This window comes from Planktotalea sp. (genome assembly GCF_039984035.1).
Classification (GTDB): Bacteria; Pseudomonadota; Alphaproteobacteria; order Rhodobacterales; family Rhodobacteraceae; genus Planktotalea.
In genome coordinates this window covers 1-16,929 of the sequence record NZ_JBDWVM010000131.1, presented here as the reverse complement: position 1 = coordinate 16,929, position 16,929 = coordinate 1, and the positions used below count along the sequence as shown (strand labels likewise).

17 protein-coding genes are annotated in these 16,929 nt (G+C 53.0%); 14 read left to right on the top strand and 3 right to left on the bottom strand.

Annotated elements, in window-relative coordinates; translation table 11 throughout:
* The coding region (locus ABJQ89_RS05970) for a GlxA family transcriptional regulator (protein WP_348495352.1) at positions 1–990 on the top strand (990 nt) is incomplete at its 5' end.
* A gap of 204 nt (positions 991–1,194) precedes the next feature.
* On the top strand, positions 1,195–1,911 hold the full coding sequence (locus ABJQ89_RS05965; protein ID WP_348495351.1) for a hypothetical protein: 717 nt from the start codon (positions 1,195–1,197) through the stop codon (positions 1,909–1,911).
* Positions 1,912–1,968: 57 nt separating this feature from the next.
* Here ABJQ89_RS05965 and ABJQ89_RS05960 read toward each other — a convergent pair whose 3' ends face one another.
* Entirely contained in the window at positions 1,969–3,057 is a 1,089-nt protein-coding gene (locus tag ABJQ89_RS05960) for a PQQ-dependent sugar dehydrogenase (protein ID WP_348495350.1), read from the bottom strand.
* A 239-nt stretch (positions 3,058–3,296) separates the two neighbouring features.
* Between ABJQ89_RS05960 and ABJQ89_RS05955 the strand changes: the two genes are divergently transcribed.
* The 7 genes from ABJQ89_RS05955 (at position 3,297) to ABJQ89_RS05925 (ending at position 9,806) form a co-directional block, all read left to right on the top strand.
* Positions 3,297–4,073: an ABC transporter ATP-binding protein gene (locus ABJQ89_RS05955; protein ID WP_348495349.1), complete on the top strand. Its 777-nt coding sequence runs from the start codon at positions 3,297–3,299 to the stop codon at positions 4,071–4,073.
* Between the two features lie 84 nt (positions 4,074–4,157).
* Positions 4,158–4,871 carry an ABC transporter ATP-binding protein gene (locus tag ABJQ89_RS05950; RefSeq protein ID WP_348495348.1) on the top strand — a complete coding sequence of 238 codons (714 nt, stop codon included), beginning with the start codon at positions 4,158–4,160 and terminating at the stop codon, positions 4,869–4,871.
* Between the two features lie 4 nt (positions 4,872–4,875).
* A complete protein-coding gene (locus ABJQ89_RS05945; RefSeq protein WP_348495347.1) occupies positions 4,876–5,355 on the top strand; it encodes a hypothetical protein in 480 nt (159 codons plus the stop codon).
* Positions 5,355–6,365 carry a branched-chain amino acid ABC transporter permease gene (locus ABJQ89_RS05940; RefSeq protein WP_348495353.1) on the top strand — a complete coding sequence of 337 codons (1,011 nt, stop codon included), beginning with the start codon at positions 5,355–5,357 and terminating at the stop codon, positions 6,363–6,365. Before ABJQ89_RS05945 ends, ABJQ89_RS05940 begins: the two co-directional genes overlap by 1 nt.
* Positions 6,362–7,666: a branched-chain amino acid ABC transporter permease gene (locus tag ABJQ89_RS05935; protein ID WP_348495346.1), complete on the top strand. Its 1,305-nt coding sequence runs from the start codon at positions 6,362–6,364 to the stop codon at positions 7,664–7,666. Before ABJQ89_RS05940 ends, ABJQ89_RS05935 begins: the two co-directional genes overlap by 4 nt.
* Positions 7,667–7,767: 101 nt before the next feature.
* Positions 7,768–8,502, top strand: coding sequence for a class I SAM-dependent methyltransferase (locus tag ABJQ89_RS05930; RefSeq protein ID WP_348495345.1), 735 nt, complete (start codon positions 7,768–7,770; stop codon positions 8,500–8,502).
* 131 nt (positions 8,503–8,633) lie between these two features.
* Positions 8,634–9,806, top strand: a complete 1,173-nt coding sequence (locus ABJQ89_RS05925) for a hypothetical protein (protein WP_348495344.1) — start codon at positions 8,634–8,636, stop codon at positions 9,804–9,806.
* A 110-nt stretch (positions 9,807–9,916) separates the two neighbouring features.
* Here ABJQ89_RS05925 and ABJQ89_RS05920 read toward each other — a convergent pair whose 3' ends face one another.
* Positions 9,917–10,690 (bottom strand): 3-hydroxybutyrate dehydrogenase, encoded by a 774-nt coding sequence (locus tag ABJQ89_RS05920; protein WP_348495343.1) that lies wholly within the window; start codon positions 10,688–10,690, stop codon positions 9,917–9,919.
* A 329-nt stretch (positions 10,691–11,019) separates the two neighbouring features.
* On the opposite strand from ABJQ89_RS05920, the gene ABJQ89_RS05915 reads away from it, so the two are divergent.
* Positions 11,020–12,840 (top strand): extracellular solute-binding protein, encoded by a 1,821-nt coding sequence (locus ABJQ89_RS05915; protein ID WP_348495342.1) that lies wholly within the window; start codon positions 11,020–11,022, stop codon positions 12,838–12,840.
* Positions 12,841–12,912: 72 nt separating this feature from the next.
* Positions 12,913–13,194, top strand: a complete 282-nt coding sequence (locus ABJQ89_RS05910; RefSeq protein WP_348495341.1) for a hypothetical protein — start codon at positions 12,913–12,915, stop codon at positions 13,192–13,194.
* Here ABJQ89_RS05910 and ABJQ89_RS05905 read toward each other — a convergent pair.
* The gene (locus ABJQ89_RS05905; protein ID WP_348495340.1) at positions 13,175–13,798 is read right to left on the bottom strand and encodes an XRE family transcriptional regulator; all 624 of its coding nucleotides are present in this window, start codon (positions 13,796–13,798) and stop codon (positions 13,175–13,177) included. The genes ABJQ89_RS05910 and ABJQ89_RS05905 overlap by 20 nt on opposite strands.
* Before the next feature lie 63 nt (positions 13,799–13,861).
* On the opposite strand from ABJQ89_RS05905, the gene ABJQ89_RS05900 reads away from it, so the two are divergent.
* The 3 genes from ABJQ89_RS05900 to ABJQ89_RS05890 form a co-directional block, all read left to right on the top strand.
* Positions 13,862–15,376, top strand: a complete 1,515-nt coding sequence (locus ABJQ89_RS05900; protein ID WP_348495339.1) for a class I adenylate-forming enzyme family protein — start codon at positions 13,862–13,864, stop codon at positions 15,374–15,376.
* The gene (locus tag ABJQ89_RS05895) at positions 15,363–16,007 is read left to right on the top strand and encodes a DsbA family oxidoreductase (RefSeq protein ID WP_348495338.1); all 645 of its coding nucleotides are present in this window, start codon (positions 15,363–15,365) and stop codon (positions 16,005–16,007) included. The genes ABJQ89_RS05900 and ABJQ89_RS05895 overlap by 14 nt, the downstream gene beginning before the upstream one ends.
* A 66-nt stretch (positions 16,008–16,073) precedes the next feature.
* Positions 16,074–16,929: MFS transporter (locus ABJQ89_RS05890; RefSeq protein WP_348495337.1), on the top strand; the 856-nt coding region annotated here is incomplete at its 3' end.

Sequence of the window (16,929 nt, the reverse complement as noted above, 5' to 3'; positions counted from 1 at the left end):
GTTCAGGTACACGTCGAAACTGACACGAATAAACCACGTCGTTTCGTCTTTGTACTTTTGCAGGATTTTACCCTGCTGTGTTTCTCTGCGGCTTTAGAAAGCCTGAGAATTGCGAACCGTCTGTCTGGTAAAGAGCTTTATAGTTGGACCGTGATTGGTGAGGGCGGCGAAGCTGTGTCGTGCTCTGCTGGCACTGGTTTCAAGCTTGATTCTGATCTCTGTGAACTTCAGCGTGATGATACTGTAATGCTCTGCGGCGGCGTTGATATTCAATTTGCGACGACCAAGAAGCTGACCAATTGGATGCACCGCGAAGCGCGCCGAGGCTTGGTGTTCGGCGGACTTTGCACCGCGGCCTACAGTTTGGCCAAGGCGGGTATGCTCGATGGTAAACGCGCGACGATCCATTGGGAAAATCAGGATAGCTTTCTTGAGGAATTTGACGAAGTTGAACTCACCAAGTCGGTTTTTGTTGTCGATGGCAACCGTATGACCACCGCTGGTGGCACGTCTTCAATCGATCTGATGTTGAAACTGATAGCGCAAGACCACGGTGAGGACCTTGCCAATGCGGTTGCGGACCAGTTGATCTACTCTTCCATTCGCACCGACCAAGACACGCAGCGCCTGTCAGTCCCGACACGTATTGGTGTGCGTCATCCAAAGCTCAGCGCCGTTATTCAGATGATGGAAAACAACATCGAAGAGCCAATCAGCCCCTCGGTTCTGGCCAAGGATGTGGGCATGTCCACGCGCCAGTTAGAGCGCCTGTTCCGCCGCTATTTGAACCGCTCGCCGAAACGATATTACATGGAGCTGCGCCTTCAAAAAGCGCGCAACTTGTTGATGCAGACCGACATGAGCGTGATTAACGTCGCGCTGGCTTGCGGGTTTGCGTCACCGTCGCATTTCTCAAAATGCTACCGCGCGCATTATGACACGACGCCCTACCGCGAACGTGGCGCACAGGCGGCCCGACTTTCAATTTAAGTTGAAATAACTCGTCTAACTTATTGTTATTGATGATGTGTTTGCTTGTGACACATCTAATTTTTGGTGTGTCAAAGTGATGTAATGAATCTGAATTCGCCTATTTTTTGATCTGCCGAAGCGGCAAGCAAAAGAATCCGATAGAAACACTCGACTTCTCTATTTCTTAACCTTAGTGAATGAATCAGGTTAATGGAGTAGATCATGAAAATCACACAGTCCCTCTTGCTGGCAGCATCCGCTGCTCTTGCAGTCCCAACCCTGTCCGCAGCGCAGGAAATCGAAGTCTCTGGCGGTGTTGAACTGACCTATGGCGCGGATCTTACGGGGGCCGGTCTTGGCGCAGCATCGACTGGCTACGAAGCCGGCGTAGAAATTGCGCAAGGCGGTTTCACCAGTGGTCTTGGTATCGAATCCATCGATGAAGCAACAGACGATTTCGAACTAAGCCTTTACACGGGCTATGCAGTTGAATCTGGCGCAGGCACCTACGGTCTGACGGTCACAGGGTATTTTTGGAATAACACAGGTTTCCAAAACTATGAATTGACCCTCGGCGCGGAATATTCGGTTTCTGATAACGCGACGGTTTACGGCGAATTGACGTATAACGTGACTGACGCGGAAACGAGCGCGATCCTCGGCACCGAACTCAGCCTTGGTGAAGCGATCACCGTGGGGCTTGAGGCCGAATACGCGTTTGAGGCGGCTACGACTGATTTGACCCTCTCGGGCGAATGGGCATTCAACGACACTTGGGCGATTGGAACTGAAGTGGGTCGCAGCGAAGCAGATGGCAACATTTACGGTGAAATCGGCGTGACCTATGCGCTCGCGGGCGGTGCAAGTGTTGGTCTTCTTTACGAAGACGCAGATGACAGCGATGGCACCGTGTCGTTGGTCCTCGGTTACGAATTCTAAGTCAGCAAACGTCGAAGTCGCAGGCATCCCGTTGAAGACGGGGTGCCTGTTTTGCGTTTAGCTCGGTGACATTCGATATAGGCCGTCATTGCCAACGGACAAAAACCAGATCGATCCATCAGCGGCTTCGCGGATGTCGCGCACGCGCGCTGTGGCGTCTGATTTGATTTGTGCCACTTCTTTCAATGGCGATCCTGTTAACCGCGAGATGTAGTCAAACTTCAGGCTGCCGACAAAATGATGGCCGCGCCATTCTTTCCACAGCTTGCCAGAATAAATCATATATCCCGACGGCGCGATGGACGGATCCCAGAAATGGGCAGGTTGCTGCATGCCCTCCTGCGCTGTGCCGATCCCGATCTTTGCGCCTGAATAATGGGTGCCATAGGAAATGACAGGCCAGCCGTAGTTTGCACCCTTTTCGATCTTGTTGATTTCATCGCCGCCCTTGGCCCCATGTTCATGCGCCCACAGGTTTCCCTTCAGATCGAGCGTCATACCTTGGGGATTGCGATGCCCGTAGGACCAGATTTCAGGGAGATGCCCCAAACGCCCCACAAAGGGATTGTCGCTGGGCACTGCTCCCGTCTTGGTGACGCGCACGATTGTGCCGTTATGTGTTTCGGTGTTCTGCGCCTGCTCGCGATCGCCGCGATCCCCGATGCTGGCGAAAAGCGTGCCGTCAGGACCTTCGACCAAGCGAGACCCGAAATGACGCCCCCCGCTTGAGCCGCGGCGCATCTCAAAGATGCTCGTAACCTCTGTCAACGCGGCGCGCTCAGGATCAAAGCGGGCCCGCAGGATTGCTGTGCCTTCGCGCCGACCTTGTGGTTTTGCATATGTCATGAAGATCAGTTGGCTTTGAGCATGATTGCGTGGGATCAGAATATCAAGCAAACCACCCTGCCCGTTTGCGGCGATTTCTGGCAGACCGCTCACCGTGCGCCGTGTGGTGCCAGAGAGATAGATCAATGCGCCATCGCGCTCTGTGACCAACACACCATTACCCGCAAAGCCAATCGCCCAAGGCGCATCAAAACCGCCAGCGATTTGGGTGATCTGCATGTTGCTTTGCCCGAAAACTGCAGGGGCAAAGAGCGGCGTGGCGCAGGCCGATGCTATAAAAGAACGTCGTGTGAGGGACATGGGGGTCTCCTTAGGTGCGGTGCAGCTTTGACTATAAGATATGCGGCCTGAACAACTTGTCCACTCGTGCCTAAATTTCAGGCAAATTAGTGAAGCGATTTGCGTTATTAGGCTTTTCAATTCCGATAGGCCTGCCTAGTCTCTGCCACTGATCCTGAACAGCGGGGTTTGCTGAGAAAATCCGCTGATGAACGGACAACTGACAAGCGCGCTAAGACGCTTATTATGGGAGATAATATGTGATCAGGGTCGAAAACCTGCACAAGCACTTTGGCGGCTTTCATGCTGTCGATGGTGCATCGCTTGAAATCGCCGAAGGCTCTATAACCGGATTGGTTGGCCCCAATGGCGCGGGCAAAACCACTCTCTTTAATGTGATCGCGGGTGTTCTGCCCCCGACCTCGGGACGGGTGTTTATGGCCGGTGAAGACATCACAGGCCTGCCGCCACATGAGTTATTCCACAAGGGTTTGCTGCGTACGTTTCAGATTGCGCATGAGTTCAGTTCCATGACCTGCCGCGAGAACCTGATGATGGTGCCTGGCGCGCAATCGGGTGAAACGCTGTGGAACACTTGGTTTGGACGCACGCGCATTGCCAATGAGGAACGCGCGCTAAAGGCAAAGGCCGATGAAGTTCTGGATTTTCTGACAATCTCGCATTTGGCGGATGAAAAGGCTGGCAATCTGTCTGGCGGTCAAAAGAAGCTGCTGGAGCTGGGCCGCACCATGATGGTCGACGCGCGCATCGTATTTCTGGATGAAGTGGGCGCCGGCGTGAACCGCACGCTGCTCAACACCATTGGCGATGCGATTTTGCGGCTTAACCAAGAGCGCGGATATACGTTTTGCATGATCGAACATGACATGGAGTTCATTGGTCGTCTCTGCGATCCGGTGATTGTGATGGCCGAGGGCAAAGAACTGGCCACTGGCACGATTGATGAAATCAAGGCCAATGAGCAAGTGATCGAAGCCTATCTGGGCACGGGTCTTAAGAACAAGGAAGCCGTTTGATGATGAATGGTTTAATGTGGGGCGTTGCCCTGATGCTTTTGGCGTACTCTCTCAGCATGTCAAAACCACAGAAGGAATGGGCGCATGAGTGAACCGTTTCTGATTGGGGAAAACATGACCGGCGGCTATGGCACCGGTGCTGATATTCTGCACGGCTGTACGCTGGCCGTTGAAAAGGGCGAAATCGCTGTGATTGTTGGGCCGAACGGCGCGGGTAAATCCACGGCGATGAAGGCGGTGTTTGGCATGCTGAACCTGCGCGAAGGCACGGTCAAGCTCGGCGGTGAAGACATTACCAAGCTAACGCCGCAAGCGCGCGTGGGCAAAGGCATGGGGTTTGTGCCGCAAACCTCTAACATTTTTACGTCGATGACTGTGGAAGAGAACCTTGAAATGGGTGCTTTCATTCGTAAAGACGACATCCGCGAAAGTATCGAAATGGTCTACGACCTGTTTCCGATCCTGCGGGACAAGCGCGCACAAGCCGCTGGCGAACTCTCTGGTGGTCAACGTCAACAAGTTGCTGTTGGTCGCGCGTTGATGACATTTCCAAAAGTTTTGATGCTGGATGAGCCGACAGCGGGTGTGTCACCTATCGTGATGGACGAGCTTTTCGATCGCATCATCGCGATTGCGCGCACAGGTATTTCTATCCTGATGGTCGAACAGAACGCGCGCCCAGCGCTAGAGTTCGCCGACAAGGGATATGTGCTTGTGCAAGGTGCCAACGGTTTCACGGGCACAGGTAAAGCGCTTCTTGCGAACCCTGAAGTGCGCAAAAGCTTTTTGGGGGGATAAGGATATGACGCTCAAAAAGATAAACGCTTTGATGTGTACCTTGGCTTTGTCCACCGCAGCATATGCGCAAGAAACGGGCCAATCGGGCAGTTTCGGGCAAAAGCCTGATGCCAATGGTTTTGGTCAAGTGCCTGAAAAGCTGACGGTAGACACCGCGCCCTCGCAAAACGCTATTGCCCTACAATGCACCTTCGCAACGGAGTGTTTTGAGGGGGAAGCCTGCACCGATACCACGTTCGAGATGGAAGTGTCCGGTCGCGCTGGTGGTTTGGTCGAAACCGATATGGTGGTTGAGGCGAACCTTGTTTCGGTCAATGGCACGACGCCTGTATTGGGCGTACGCTCTGGCACTGCGATGTCGCTTTCGGGTGGCACGTTTGATGCGCGTGAATTGCTCACCATCGCGACGGGCGGCGATGCACGTTATTCGCTGCATTACGTCGAAGGCCCTTTGGTGATTAGCTATCTGGGGTCTTGCTCATGATTGATTTACTAAACGCGATTGTCGCGCTGTCCAATTTCGTCATCATTCCTGCGGTTGCCTATGGCAGCCAATTGGCGCTCGGCGCGCTGGGTGTGACGCTTATCTACAGTATCTTGCGGTTCTCGAATTTCGCGCATGGCGATACGATGGCGGCGGGGACGATGTTCACCATCTTCATTACGTGGTGGATGCAGTCGGCGGGGATCAACCTCGGCCCCCTTCCAACGGTTCTCTTGGCCCTGCCCTTTGGCATCTTGGCCTGTACCGTGATGGTGCTCTTCACAGATCGCTTCGTTTATCGCTTTTACCGCGAACAGAAGGTGAAGCCCGTGATCCTTGTGATCGTCTCTATGGGCGTGATGTTCATTATGAACGGTCTGGTGCGCTTTGCCATTGGACCGGGGGAGCAACGTTTTTCTGATGGTGAACGCTTCATCATCAACGCACGCACGTTCAAAGAAATGACAGGCCTGCGCGAGGGATTGGCGATCAAGACATCCCAAGGGATTACCGTCGTCACGGCTGTTATCGTCGTGGCCTTGCTCTTCTGGTTCCTCAACCGCACGCGCACAGGCAAATCCATGCGCGCCTATTCGGATAACGAAGATTTGGCGCTGCTCTCTGGCATCAATCCTGAGCGCGTAGTGATGTACACTTGGATCATCGTGGCTGCGATCACGACCGTTGCTGGCGTGCTTTACGGCCTCGACAAAAGCTTCAAGCCCTTCACTTACTTCCAACTGCTTCTACCGATCTTCGCTTCTGCAATTGTCGGTGGCTTAGGAAGCCCGATTGGCGCGATTGCGGGCGGTTTTGTCATCGCCTTTTCCGAAATCACCATAACCTACGCATGGAAGAAAGTGCTGACCTACTTGATGCCCGAAAGCTTGGAGCCTTCCAGCCTCGTGCAACTGCTCAGCACCGATTACAAATTTGCGGTGTCCTTCATGATCCTGCTCATTGTTCTTCTCATTAAGCCGACAGGCCTGTTTTCGGGGAAATCAGTATGACCGAACAACTCAAAAACACAGCAATGTTCGCAGTCATGGCTGGCTTGCTGATCTACACAGGCATGACCGAAAGCTGGAACACAGCGCTTGGCTTGCTGAACTTCTGCCTGATCTCTGCGATTTTGGCGATTGGCGTGAACCTGCAATGGGGCTTTGCGGGCCTCTTCAATGTGGGCGTCATGGGGTTCGTGGCCCTTGGTGGTCTCGCGGCGGTGCTCGTCTCGCACGACCCTGTCTATGAGGCGTGGAGCGCGGGCGGCTTTGGCATCCTTGCTGCGCTGCTTACGGGCGCGATCGTGATCGTATTGGCCGTGCTGGTGATGACGCGTAAACCTCATAGCAAAACGCGCACTCTCGTGATGATCGTTCTGCTCGTGAGCGGTTTCTTTCTCTTCCGCGCATTGTTCGATCCTTCTGTTCTCAAGATTGAAAAGATCGATCCTGCCGCAACAGGCTTCTTAGGCGGGCTTGGCTTGCCCATCATCCTGTCTTGGCCCGTTGGCGGCCTACTGGCCGCTGGCGCTGCTTGGATCATTGGCAAAACGGCGCTTGGTCTGCGCTCTGACTACCTCGCTATTGCGACACTCGGCATTGCAGAGATCATCATTGCGATCCTGAAGAACGAAGATTGGCTGACGCGCGGCGTGAAGAACGTGGCAGGCCTTGATCGTCCTGTACCTAAGGAAGTTGATCTGCAACAAGATCCAGCCTTCATTGAGCGCGCGGCGAGCTTTGGCTTTGATGCCGTCGAGGCCTCAACGCTTTGGGTTAAGGCGAACTATTCCTTCCTCTTTGCGGCGGTACTGATCATTCTTCTGATCATGGCGCAACTCGCGCTCAAAAGCCCATGGGGCCGCATGCTGCGCGCGATCCGTGACAACGAAGTGGCTGCCGAAGCCATGGGCAAAGACGTCACCGCGCGCCGCCTACAGGTCTTTATCATCGGCAGTGCCATCTGTGGTTTTGCTGGCGCGATGATGACCACGCTGGACGGTCAGTTGATCCCGGGCACTTATCAACCCCTGCGCTTTACCTTCCTGGTTTGGGTGATGGTGATTGTGGGCGGCTCTGGTAACAACTTTGGCGCCGTTCTGGGTGGCTTCCTGATCTGGTATCTGTGGATTCAAGTGGAACCGATGGGGCATTGGCTCATGGGTGTGATCACTGCGGGCATGGCCGAAGGCAGTGCTTTGAAAGAACACTTGCTGGAAAGCGCCGCGCATATGCGTTTGCTGACAATGGGCATCGTTCTGTTGGTGGTTCTCAGGTTCAATCCAAAGGGATTGATCCCAGAAAAGTAAACTTCATCTTGCTCTAGACCAAGGCACCGGTAAAACCCTTTTAGATTGGGTTTGCCGGTGCCTTTTTTTGGACCCCTTCAAAAGATGTATGGAGTTGCAACATGACAACACGTGATCTGGACGAAAACGGCTGGGAAACCTCTGCGCCAAATTGGATTAAGCGCACAGGCGACGACGGTGATTTTTCGCGGCAGTTTGTTTTAGATGCACCGATGCTTGCGCGCGTTGCCTTGGCCCATCCGCAAAATGCTTTGGATGTTGGCTGTGGTGAGGGTCGCTTTTGCCGTAAATTAGGGTCCATGGGCGTGCAAACCGTTGGCTTGGACCCTATTCCTGCAATGATTGAAGCGGCCCAACAGAGTGATCCGAAAGGACAATACACCCTAGGTTTTGCAGAAGAGCTTCCATTTAAAGATGAAAGCTTTGATTTGATCGTGAGCTATTTGGCCCTCATCGATATCGATGATCCCGCAAAGGCCATTTCTGAGATGTTCAGGGTCTTGAAACCTAACGGCCGTATCCTCGTCGCCAATCTATCGAGCTTTTCAACCTCCAGCGCTGCGATTGGTCGCCGCTACTGTAAAGATACGGGCGAAGAGCTAAGGCCTTTGGGGCGATATTTGGACGTTCAAAAAGACTGGTTTGAGTGGGATGGTCTGCGCATTCAGAACTGGCACCGCCCTTTGTCGAGCTACATGCAATGGTTCTTGGAGCACGGATTGGTTTTGACCCACTTTGATGAACCGCAACCCTCTGGCGGCCCTATAGAGCGGGTCGAGGCCTACCAGAAGATGCCCTACCTCATGATGATGGAATGGCAAAAGCCCAGCATTTGAATGAGGCGTCTTCGATTGTAACATTGTGTGGTTCTCCGGCATTGCGCGCTGTTAAGACTACAAACGCGTGGTGAACTTTGGCGGAAGTTTTCCATCTTATGTTTGAAAACTGAAGCAATAGGAAAATCGATTTGGGTAAACTCAGCATTGCAATTGACTGGTTGACGAAATCTCCAATGCAGCGAATGTCGCTTGGTTCCAGAGAACTGTTTCATTCGGATTTTCTATCTTGGCTATTCGAGACTTATCCCGCAACGCTGTTTGCGGCTTTCGACGTGCAATTGGCTGCCTGTCGTGTAGATCGTGAAAAGCGGGGCTTGGACATAACCGTTTGTGAGCGTGGGAGCCACAGGCCGTTGCTCATAATAGAAAACAAAGTAAAGAGTTATCCGGATAGAGCACAGCTAGAACGCTACAATGCTAAATTTCCGAGTGAAGGTAAGCGCATCCTGTTGACGCTCGCGCCGCCAAGCTTTGATCTACCGTCACCTTGGACCACCTTGCTTTACAAAGATTTGGAAGAGCGTTTGAAGCACTGGTATACCACTGCAAAACTTGCAGAGGAACATCGACAATATATTGGCGACTATCTGACTATGATTGGCCACCTTTCAACTGTCGCAAACGAGTGTTTTGATCCGATAGAAGTTAGAGAAAGACATTTCTGGTTTGAAACAGAAAAGAAGCAATCGTTATCCGAAATCGGTTTTGCTCAAACACTGCTAAAGTTCGAAGCAATGGCGTTTAAGGATTTTATGATTGAGCAGGTACCAGCGATTTCGAAGAATCCGAATTTTCCACGCATGATTTCGAACACGGACGATCCATTCAGAGGGGATCACGTAAATGTCTGGTTCGCTCTCTTTAACAATACGCCTTGCGTGACATTTGAACCTGTAAAAACAGAGCCAAATTCGGACGGTCTTCGCTTTGAGATACAAATCCAAGGAACACAGTATCGCCGTCTCGTGGCCGGACCTCCACTTAGAGATATTTCAAGTCAAAAGTGTCCGCGCCCTGAAAAAGCCGAAAAAACATGGGCACGCCTAAATGAACTCTGCTGTGAGAGCTGGTTGTTTGGGCAACACTTACAGCGCCCTCAGAACGGAGAAAAAGGCTTTGATTTTAACGGTGAGTGGAGGCGTTCGCGAATGAGCGGCGATATGTGCTTTTATAGACCTGACGTGGCGTATCAGTACATCAATATCGAAGCGGCTAATAATCAAAGCAGCTTGTCGGTTGATCAATTGCCAGCCCAAGTTGCCAGAGACATAGACTTCGCATTTGAACTTTTGATGCGTTAGGAAAATGTGTTCGAGGTGGAGAAAAAAACTTCTTCAGTTTTGTCTTTAGAGTTCAAAAGTTGCAAAGACCGCTCCGTAATTGGATCGGCCTTTGCAAAGGTCTCGTTAGATCAAAGCGCCGTCCAGCCACCATCGACAGAGATTGTCGTGCCGGTGATCTGCGCCGCTGCGTCTGAGGCGAGGAAGACCGCCGTGCCGCCGAGTTGCTCTGTCGTTGCGAACTCTTTGGAAGGTTGGCGTTTGAGCAGCACGTTCTTAACCACATCTTCACGGGACATGTCGTATTCACGCATCGTGTCAGGGATTTGCGATTCCACCAGTGGCGTCAACACATAGCCGGGGCAGATGGCATTCGCTGTGATCGGTTCCTGTGCGGTTTCCAGCGCGACTGTCTTGGTCATGCCCACAACGCCGTGCTTTGCTGCCACATAGGCCGCCTTATAGGGCGACGCGGTCAGACCATGGGCAGAGGCGATGTTAATCACCCTGCCCCAACCAGCCTTGCGCATCACTGGCAGGGCCGCAGCGGTGGTGTGAAATGCGGATGACATATTGATCGCGATGATCGCATCCCACTTTTCAGCTGGGAACTCGTCGATTGGCGCGACATGTTGAATGCCGGCGTTGTTGATGAGGATATCGCAAGCGCCAGACTTCTCGATCAACGCGCGGCATTGATCGCCCTTTGACATGTCGGCTTGGATATAACGCGCGTTAACGCCGAACTCTTTCGAGATATCCACAGCCAAGGCGTGGTCCTCGTCGCGATCAGAAAAAGAATTTAGCACGACGTCCGCGCCAGCCTTGGCCATTTCACGGGCGATTCCCAAACCGATTCCCGAATTGGATCCTGTGATAACAGCAGTTTTACCTTTGAGTACCATACGCCACCTTTTCTATGTCTGATGCGTGTTTTGCGTTGTGGTCAATATAGCATGCTGCATCTGCAAAATAAGGGGTATTGGAGCCTGTTTTACACGAATTTGGCGAGCACACAGAGCTGTGATGACATGTGACGCGAGCAAAAAAAAACCCCAGCGCGAAGCTGGGGTAAAGTTATTGAGGCAGGTTTCATACAGGCAAGAAACCTATCGAGCAGTAAGGTCTTTATAAGGGTTTAACTTGGACTCTCCAAGCTAAAAGTTTGAATAGTCGTTAAAGCCGCGTTACGACTTTTATCCACAGGCTAAGGACTTAAGGGATTGTCACCTAAATGAGATCACAGTTTTTCGCGCGACAGTTGCGCCCAATCGCTTATATCACTGCCCTTTGCGCATTGCCCCTATCGGCAATGGCAGAACCAAAGCATGGCATAGCTATGTACGGTGAACCCGCGCTTCCACCAGACTTTGTGTCGCTCCCCTACGCGAATCCTGAGGCGCCCAAAGGCGGCGCGATCAGTTTTGGTGAAGTGGGCAGTTTCGATTCGCTCAATCCGCATATTCGAAAAGGCTCGGTCCCGTGGCAGTTGCGTTCACTCGCCTATGAAAGTTTGATGGGCCGCTCATACGGTGAACCTTTCTCGCTTTACGGTCTGTTGGCCGAATCGATTGAGACTGATGAGGATCGAAAATGGGTCGAATTCACCCTGCGTGCAGAGGCCCGATTCTCTGATGGTAGCCCCGTCACGGTCGAAGATGTCATTTGGTCCTACGAGACTTTGGGCACCGTTGGGCACCCGCGTTACCGCGGACTTTGGTCCAAGATCGAGAGAATCGAAGAAACGGGTGAACGCAAAGTGCGCATCACCTTTAATGAGGACAATCGCGAACTCGCGCTCATCGCTGGCCTGCGCCCGATCCTGAAAAAGGCGCAATGGGATGGCAAGGATTTCGCCAACTCGACGTTGGAGGACATTCCGATCGCGACCTCGCCCTATGTGATTGCCGAGGTTGATCCGGGCCGCTCGCTCACGCTGCGCCGTAATCCTGACTATTGGGGCAAGGACGTTCCATTTCGCAAAGGCACCATGAACCTTGACGAAATTCTCATGGAGTATTTTGGCGACGGTTCAGTTTTGTTTGAAGCGTTCAAAGCAGGTCAACTGACAATGATGCGCGAGAATAATGCGGAGAAATGGGAAACCCAGTATACTTTCCCTGCGATTGAGCGCGGGGAAATTGTGAAATCCTCAATTCCGCATCAACGTCCGACGGGCATGACAGGTTTTGTCATGAATACCCGCAAAGCACCCTTTGACGATTGGCGCGTGCGCGAGGCTTTGATCCATGCGTTCAACTTTGAATTCGTGAACGATACGCTAACAGGTGGCCGTCAGCCGCGCATCACTTCCTATTTCTCCAACTCTATCTTGGGGATGGAAGACGGCCCAGCCACGGGACGTGTGGCCGAGTTGCTTGAGCCTTTCAAAGATCAACTGCTTGACGGCGCGCTCGAGGGCTACACCCTGCCCGTCTCTGACGGCTCTGCCCGCAATCGCAAGAATATCCGAGCCGCTATGAACCTGCTGAAGGACGCAGGATATACGGTTCAAGATGGCAAGATGGTGAATGCTGCGGGTGAACAGCTCAGTTTTGATGTGCTGCTGCGGCAGGGCAATCAGGAAAACCAAGCGATCATGGATATTTACACCCAATCCTTGGAGCGATTGGGCATTGATGTGAACATCTCTGCAACCGATGACGCGCAGTTCACAGAGCGCACAGCGACCTATGATTTCGACATGACCTATTATCGCATCGGTCTGTCACTTAGCCCCGGTAATGAACAGTATCTCTATTGGGGCAGTGAAGGTGTTGATCAACCAGGGCGGCGCAATTGGATGGGTATGAATATGCCTGCCGCTGAAGCGATGGTTGATGAAATCTTGGGGGCGCAAAGCCAAGAAGACTTCATCGCTGCTACCCGAGCGCTTGATCGTATTTTGATCTCCGGTCGCTATTTTATCCCTCTTTATCAATGGCCTTACAGCAATGTCGCCCATGCGGCAGAGCTTAAGTATTCTGACACGCTGCCGATTTATGGCGACTGGTCAGGGTTCTTGCCAGAGGTGTGGTGGTGGGACGAAAACTAGCGTTTTTGCACCAGTAACTGAAAAGTAAGACATAAGTGTCACCGTTGATACGACTAATCAACGGAGGCACTTATGAACTGGAACGGATTGACGACGGACTGGCACAATTATTCGCAAACATTGGCGCGGCGATTTTCTTATGCAAAGGCCGAAGACCTGCTGGAGCTGAAAGCAAAACCTGCCGAGATTACCAAAGTCTTAGCTGAAACCCATGATTTGACAGTACGTGAAGCCACGGAAGAGCTGCAAGATCTCATGTTCATTGCAAGCCTTGCGCGCGATACGGCGGATTTTCGGCTCTATGATGAAATCCCGCAACCTGATGTGACAGCCTTTAATCGTGCAGCGTCGTAACCCAAAGAATTGTGGCGTCTTCTTCGCTTACTGAAATCACGTTATGCCCCATCGAGGCATCGTAATAGGCGCTATCACCGCGGCGCATTTCAACGGGTTCATAGAACTCCGTGATCAGACGGATCACGCCGGTGAGAACATATAGAAATTCTTCACCGTCATGGCGCACCCAGCCATCAAATTCCTCGAATGAGCGGGCCCGCACACGGGCGCGGTAAGGCAGCATTTGTTTTTTGCTGAGATTGTCGGCAAGCAATTCATGCTCATAAGTCACTGTCGCATGATCAACGCCTTCGCCCGACTTTGTCACGGCCATCCGCCCGTTAATCTGATCGCGCTGCGGCGCGGTAAAGAGCTGAGGCACAGAAATTTGCAGCCCCTCTGCCAGTTTCTTCAATGCATCATAGGTCGGAGACATTTGTCCGTTTTCAATCTTGGAGAGCGTTGAGCGCGCAAGCCCCGCTTGATTGGCCGCAACTTCCAAGGTCCATCCCTGACTTTTGCGCAGTTCACGCACGCGCGTTCCCAGATCAAGCGGTTCTGGCGCGGTGTCAGGACCGGTTTCACGGGCGATGCGGATCAATGTATTCGGACTTTTACTCATGTCTTTGTATAGGCTTGTGGAGATGCGCTTGCAATCACTGCCCGCGCTGGCTACCGATTTGCCATGCCAAATACGCCGCATCCACCCCGCCCGACACCTTTCAACCTTGCCGCTTATGTCTTGGAGCAAGGCGCGCGAACGCCAGACAAAATCGCGCTTGAGGTGCTGGGTGAAACCAGCACATGTTGGCGTTATGGCGCGCTCAACGCGGCAGTGCGCGGTGTGGCACAGGGGTTGCTTGAAACGGGTCTAAAGGCGGGCGACGTGGTGCTTCTGCGCTTGGGCAATACGGCTGATTTTCCTATCGCTTATTTAGGTGCTATCGCCGCTGGAATGATCGCAGTGCCAACATCATCGGCGCTAACACGTTCAGAAATCACCAAAATGGCGCAGCAAATTTCCCCAGCGGCTGTCTTGCAGGATCACACGATTGCAGCGCCTGATCTGCCTGATGCTGCTCAAATTCCTCTCGGCGTCTTACAAAGCTATTATGATTTACCGGCAGCTGATTGGCATTTTGGCGATCCAGAGCGCCCCGCCTATATCGTGTTCACGTCAGGCACATCAGGTTCACCGCGCGCCGTTTTGCATGCGCATCGCGCGATCTGGGCGCGGCGCATGATGTTTGAAGACTGGTATGATTTGCGCCCCGATGACCGTCTATTGCACGCTGGGGCGTTCAATTGGACGTTTACGCTGGGAACCGGATTGATGGACCCATGGACGATGGGCGCGACGGCGCTCATTCCAAAGGAAGGCACGGCAATCGACGCCCTTCCCGACCTTCTTGCACAACATGAGGCCACTCTCTTTGCCGCGGCGCCAGGCATATTTCGCAAATTGATACGTTCGACACTCCCCGCTTTGCCATGCCTGAGGCATGCGCTGAGCGCAGGAGAGAAAATGCCTGTCTCGATACATCAAGCTTGGCAGGCTAACACAGGCTTGAAGGTCTATGAGGCATTTGGAATGTCAGAATGTTCCACCTTCATTTCCTCGTCCCCCAACAAACCTTGCGCGCCAATGGCATTGGGACGCGCGCAAACAGGGCGACGTGTTGCCTTGCTGGCGGAGAACGGTCAACGCGCGGCGACAGGCGAGATGGGTGCAATTGCAGTACACCGGTCTGACGCGGGATTGATGCTCGAATATTTCGGCGCGCCTCATGACACTAACGATAGGTTTCAAGGCGACTGGTTTCTGACGGGTGATTTAGGGCGCGAAGATGAGAGCGGCGCGATCCATTATGGGGGACGTCGCGACGATATGATGAACGCGGGCGGCTTTCGTGTCTCGCCCATTGAAATCGAAACCGTCTTTCAGAACGTCGAGGGCGTAACCCAATGCGCCGCGCTCGAAATAACGCTCAAGGCGGACACGACGGTCATTGCTCTGTGCTACACTGCAAAGGCGGCTGTTGATCAAAACACATTGCAAGCTCTGGCAACTCGCCATTTAGCGCGCTACAAACAGCCTAGAATTTATCACCACAGCGATACGCTCCCCACCAGTGCCAATGGCAAGCTGTTGCGCCGCGTTTTGCGCAGCCAGATAGAGGCCCAATATGGTCAAAGTTGATATCATTTCCGATCCGATTTGCCCTTGGTGCTATATCGGCAAAACACAGCTCGACCGCGCCTTGGAGGCAGAGCCGGACCATCCGTTTGAAATCGAATGGCATCCGTTTCAATTGAACCCTGATATGCCCGCTGACGGCATGGATCGCCGCGCTTATCTTGAAGGCAAATTTGGCGGCAAGGCGCGCGCTGTTGAGGTCTATGGCCGTATCGATGAGCACGCCAAAAGCATTGGTCTCAACCTTGATTTGGGCGGGATCAAACGCACACCCAATACGATCAACGCGCATCGCCTGATCCATTGGGCTGGTATCGAACAACGCCAATCATTTGTCGCTGACGCCCTGTTTCGCGCGTATTTTAAAGAAGGTCGCGATATTGGCGATAGCGAAGTGCTCGCGGATATCGCAGATAGCTGTGACATGGATGCAGGTCTCGTTCAGCGCCTTCTGGCGACGGATGAAGACGTTGCAGGCATCCGTGAAAAGGACGCATCATTCCGCAAGATGGGTGTGAACTCCGTCCCGACATTTATTATCGCAGGCAAACATGCGGTGCCGGGTGCGCAACCCGTCGACGTCTGGCGCAATGTGATCAACGACGTCAAAGCCCAATTAGCGGAAAACGCGTGACCCAAGCGCGCCAATTTCGGCGCGCCTGAAATACCTGCATGTAAATGCACTTGAAAGTAAAATTTGATGAACGCACCTGACGGTTTAAAGATGGGGCGCGTTGAATTCATTGCCTTTTTCGCAATGATCTTCGCCACTATTGCATTTTCCATCGACGCTATGTTGCCCGCACTGCCGGAAATCGCTCAGGAGCTTAGCCCGAGCGATCCCAACCGTGCGCAACTGATTTTGACGAGCTTTGTGATTGGCATGGGCGCTGGCACCTTTGTTGCGGGCCCATTGTCGGATTCCTTTGGCCGCAAATCGATCATCACCTTGGGGGCGGTGCTCTATTGTCTGGGCGCTTTCATCGCGTGGAGTTCATCGAGCTTGGAAGTGGTCTTGACCGCGCGTGCGTTGCAGGGATTGGGCGCAGCAGGCCCGCGCGTCGTCGGGCTTGCGGTCATTCGTGACCTCTATGAGGGGCGCGGCATGGCGAAGCTGATGTCCTTTGTGATGATGGTGTTTACCGTTATGCCGGCCTTTGCGCCGCTGATCGGGACCACGATCATTGAATTCGCAGACTGGCGCGCGATCTTTGTGGCGTTCATGTTGTTTTCGCTGATGACAATGCTCTGGATGCATCTACGCCTGCACGAAACACTGCCCAAATCAAAGCGCCGTCCGTTTGAGATCAACAGCTTGACCAGCGCCATTGTGGAGCTGCTGTCCCATCGCACGGTGCGCATTTCCATCGCGTGTCAAACGCTCGGGTTTGGAATGCTGTTCGGGATGTTGTCCAGCGTGCACCAAATCTACGACATAACGTTTGGCCGCGCCGAAGCCTTCCCTTATTGGTTCGCAGGCATCGCGCTCTTCTGCGCGAGCGCGTCGTTCCTAAATGCAATGCTCGTGATGCGGATCGGCATGCGTAAGATGGTAT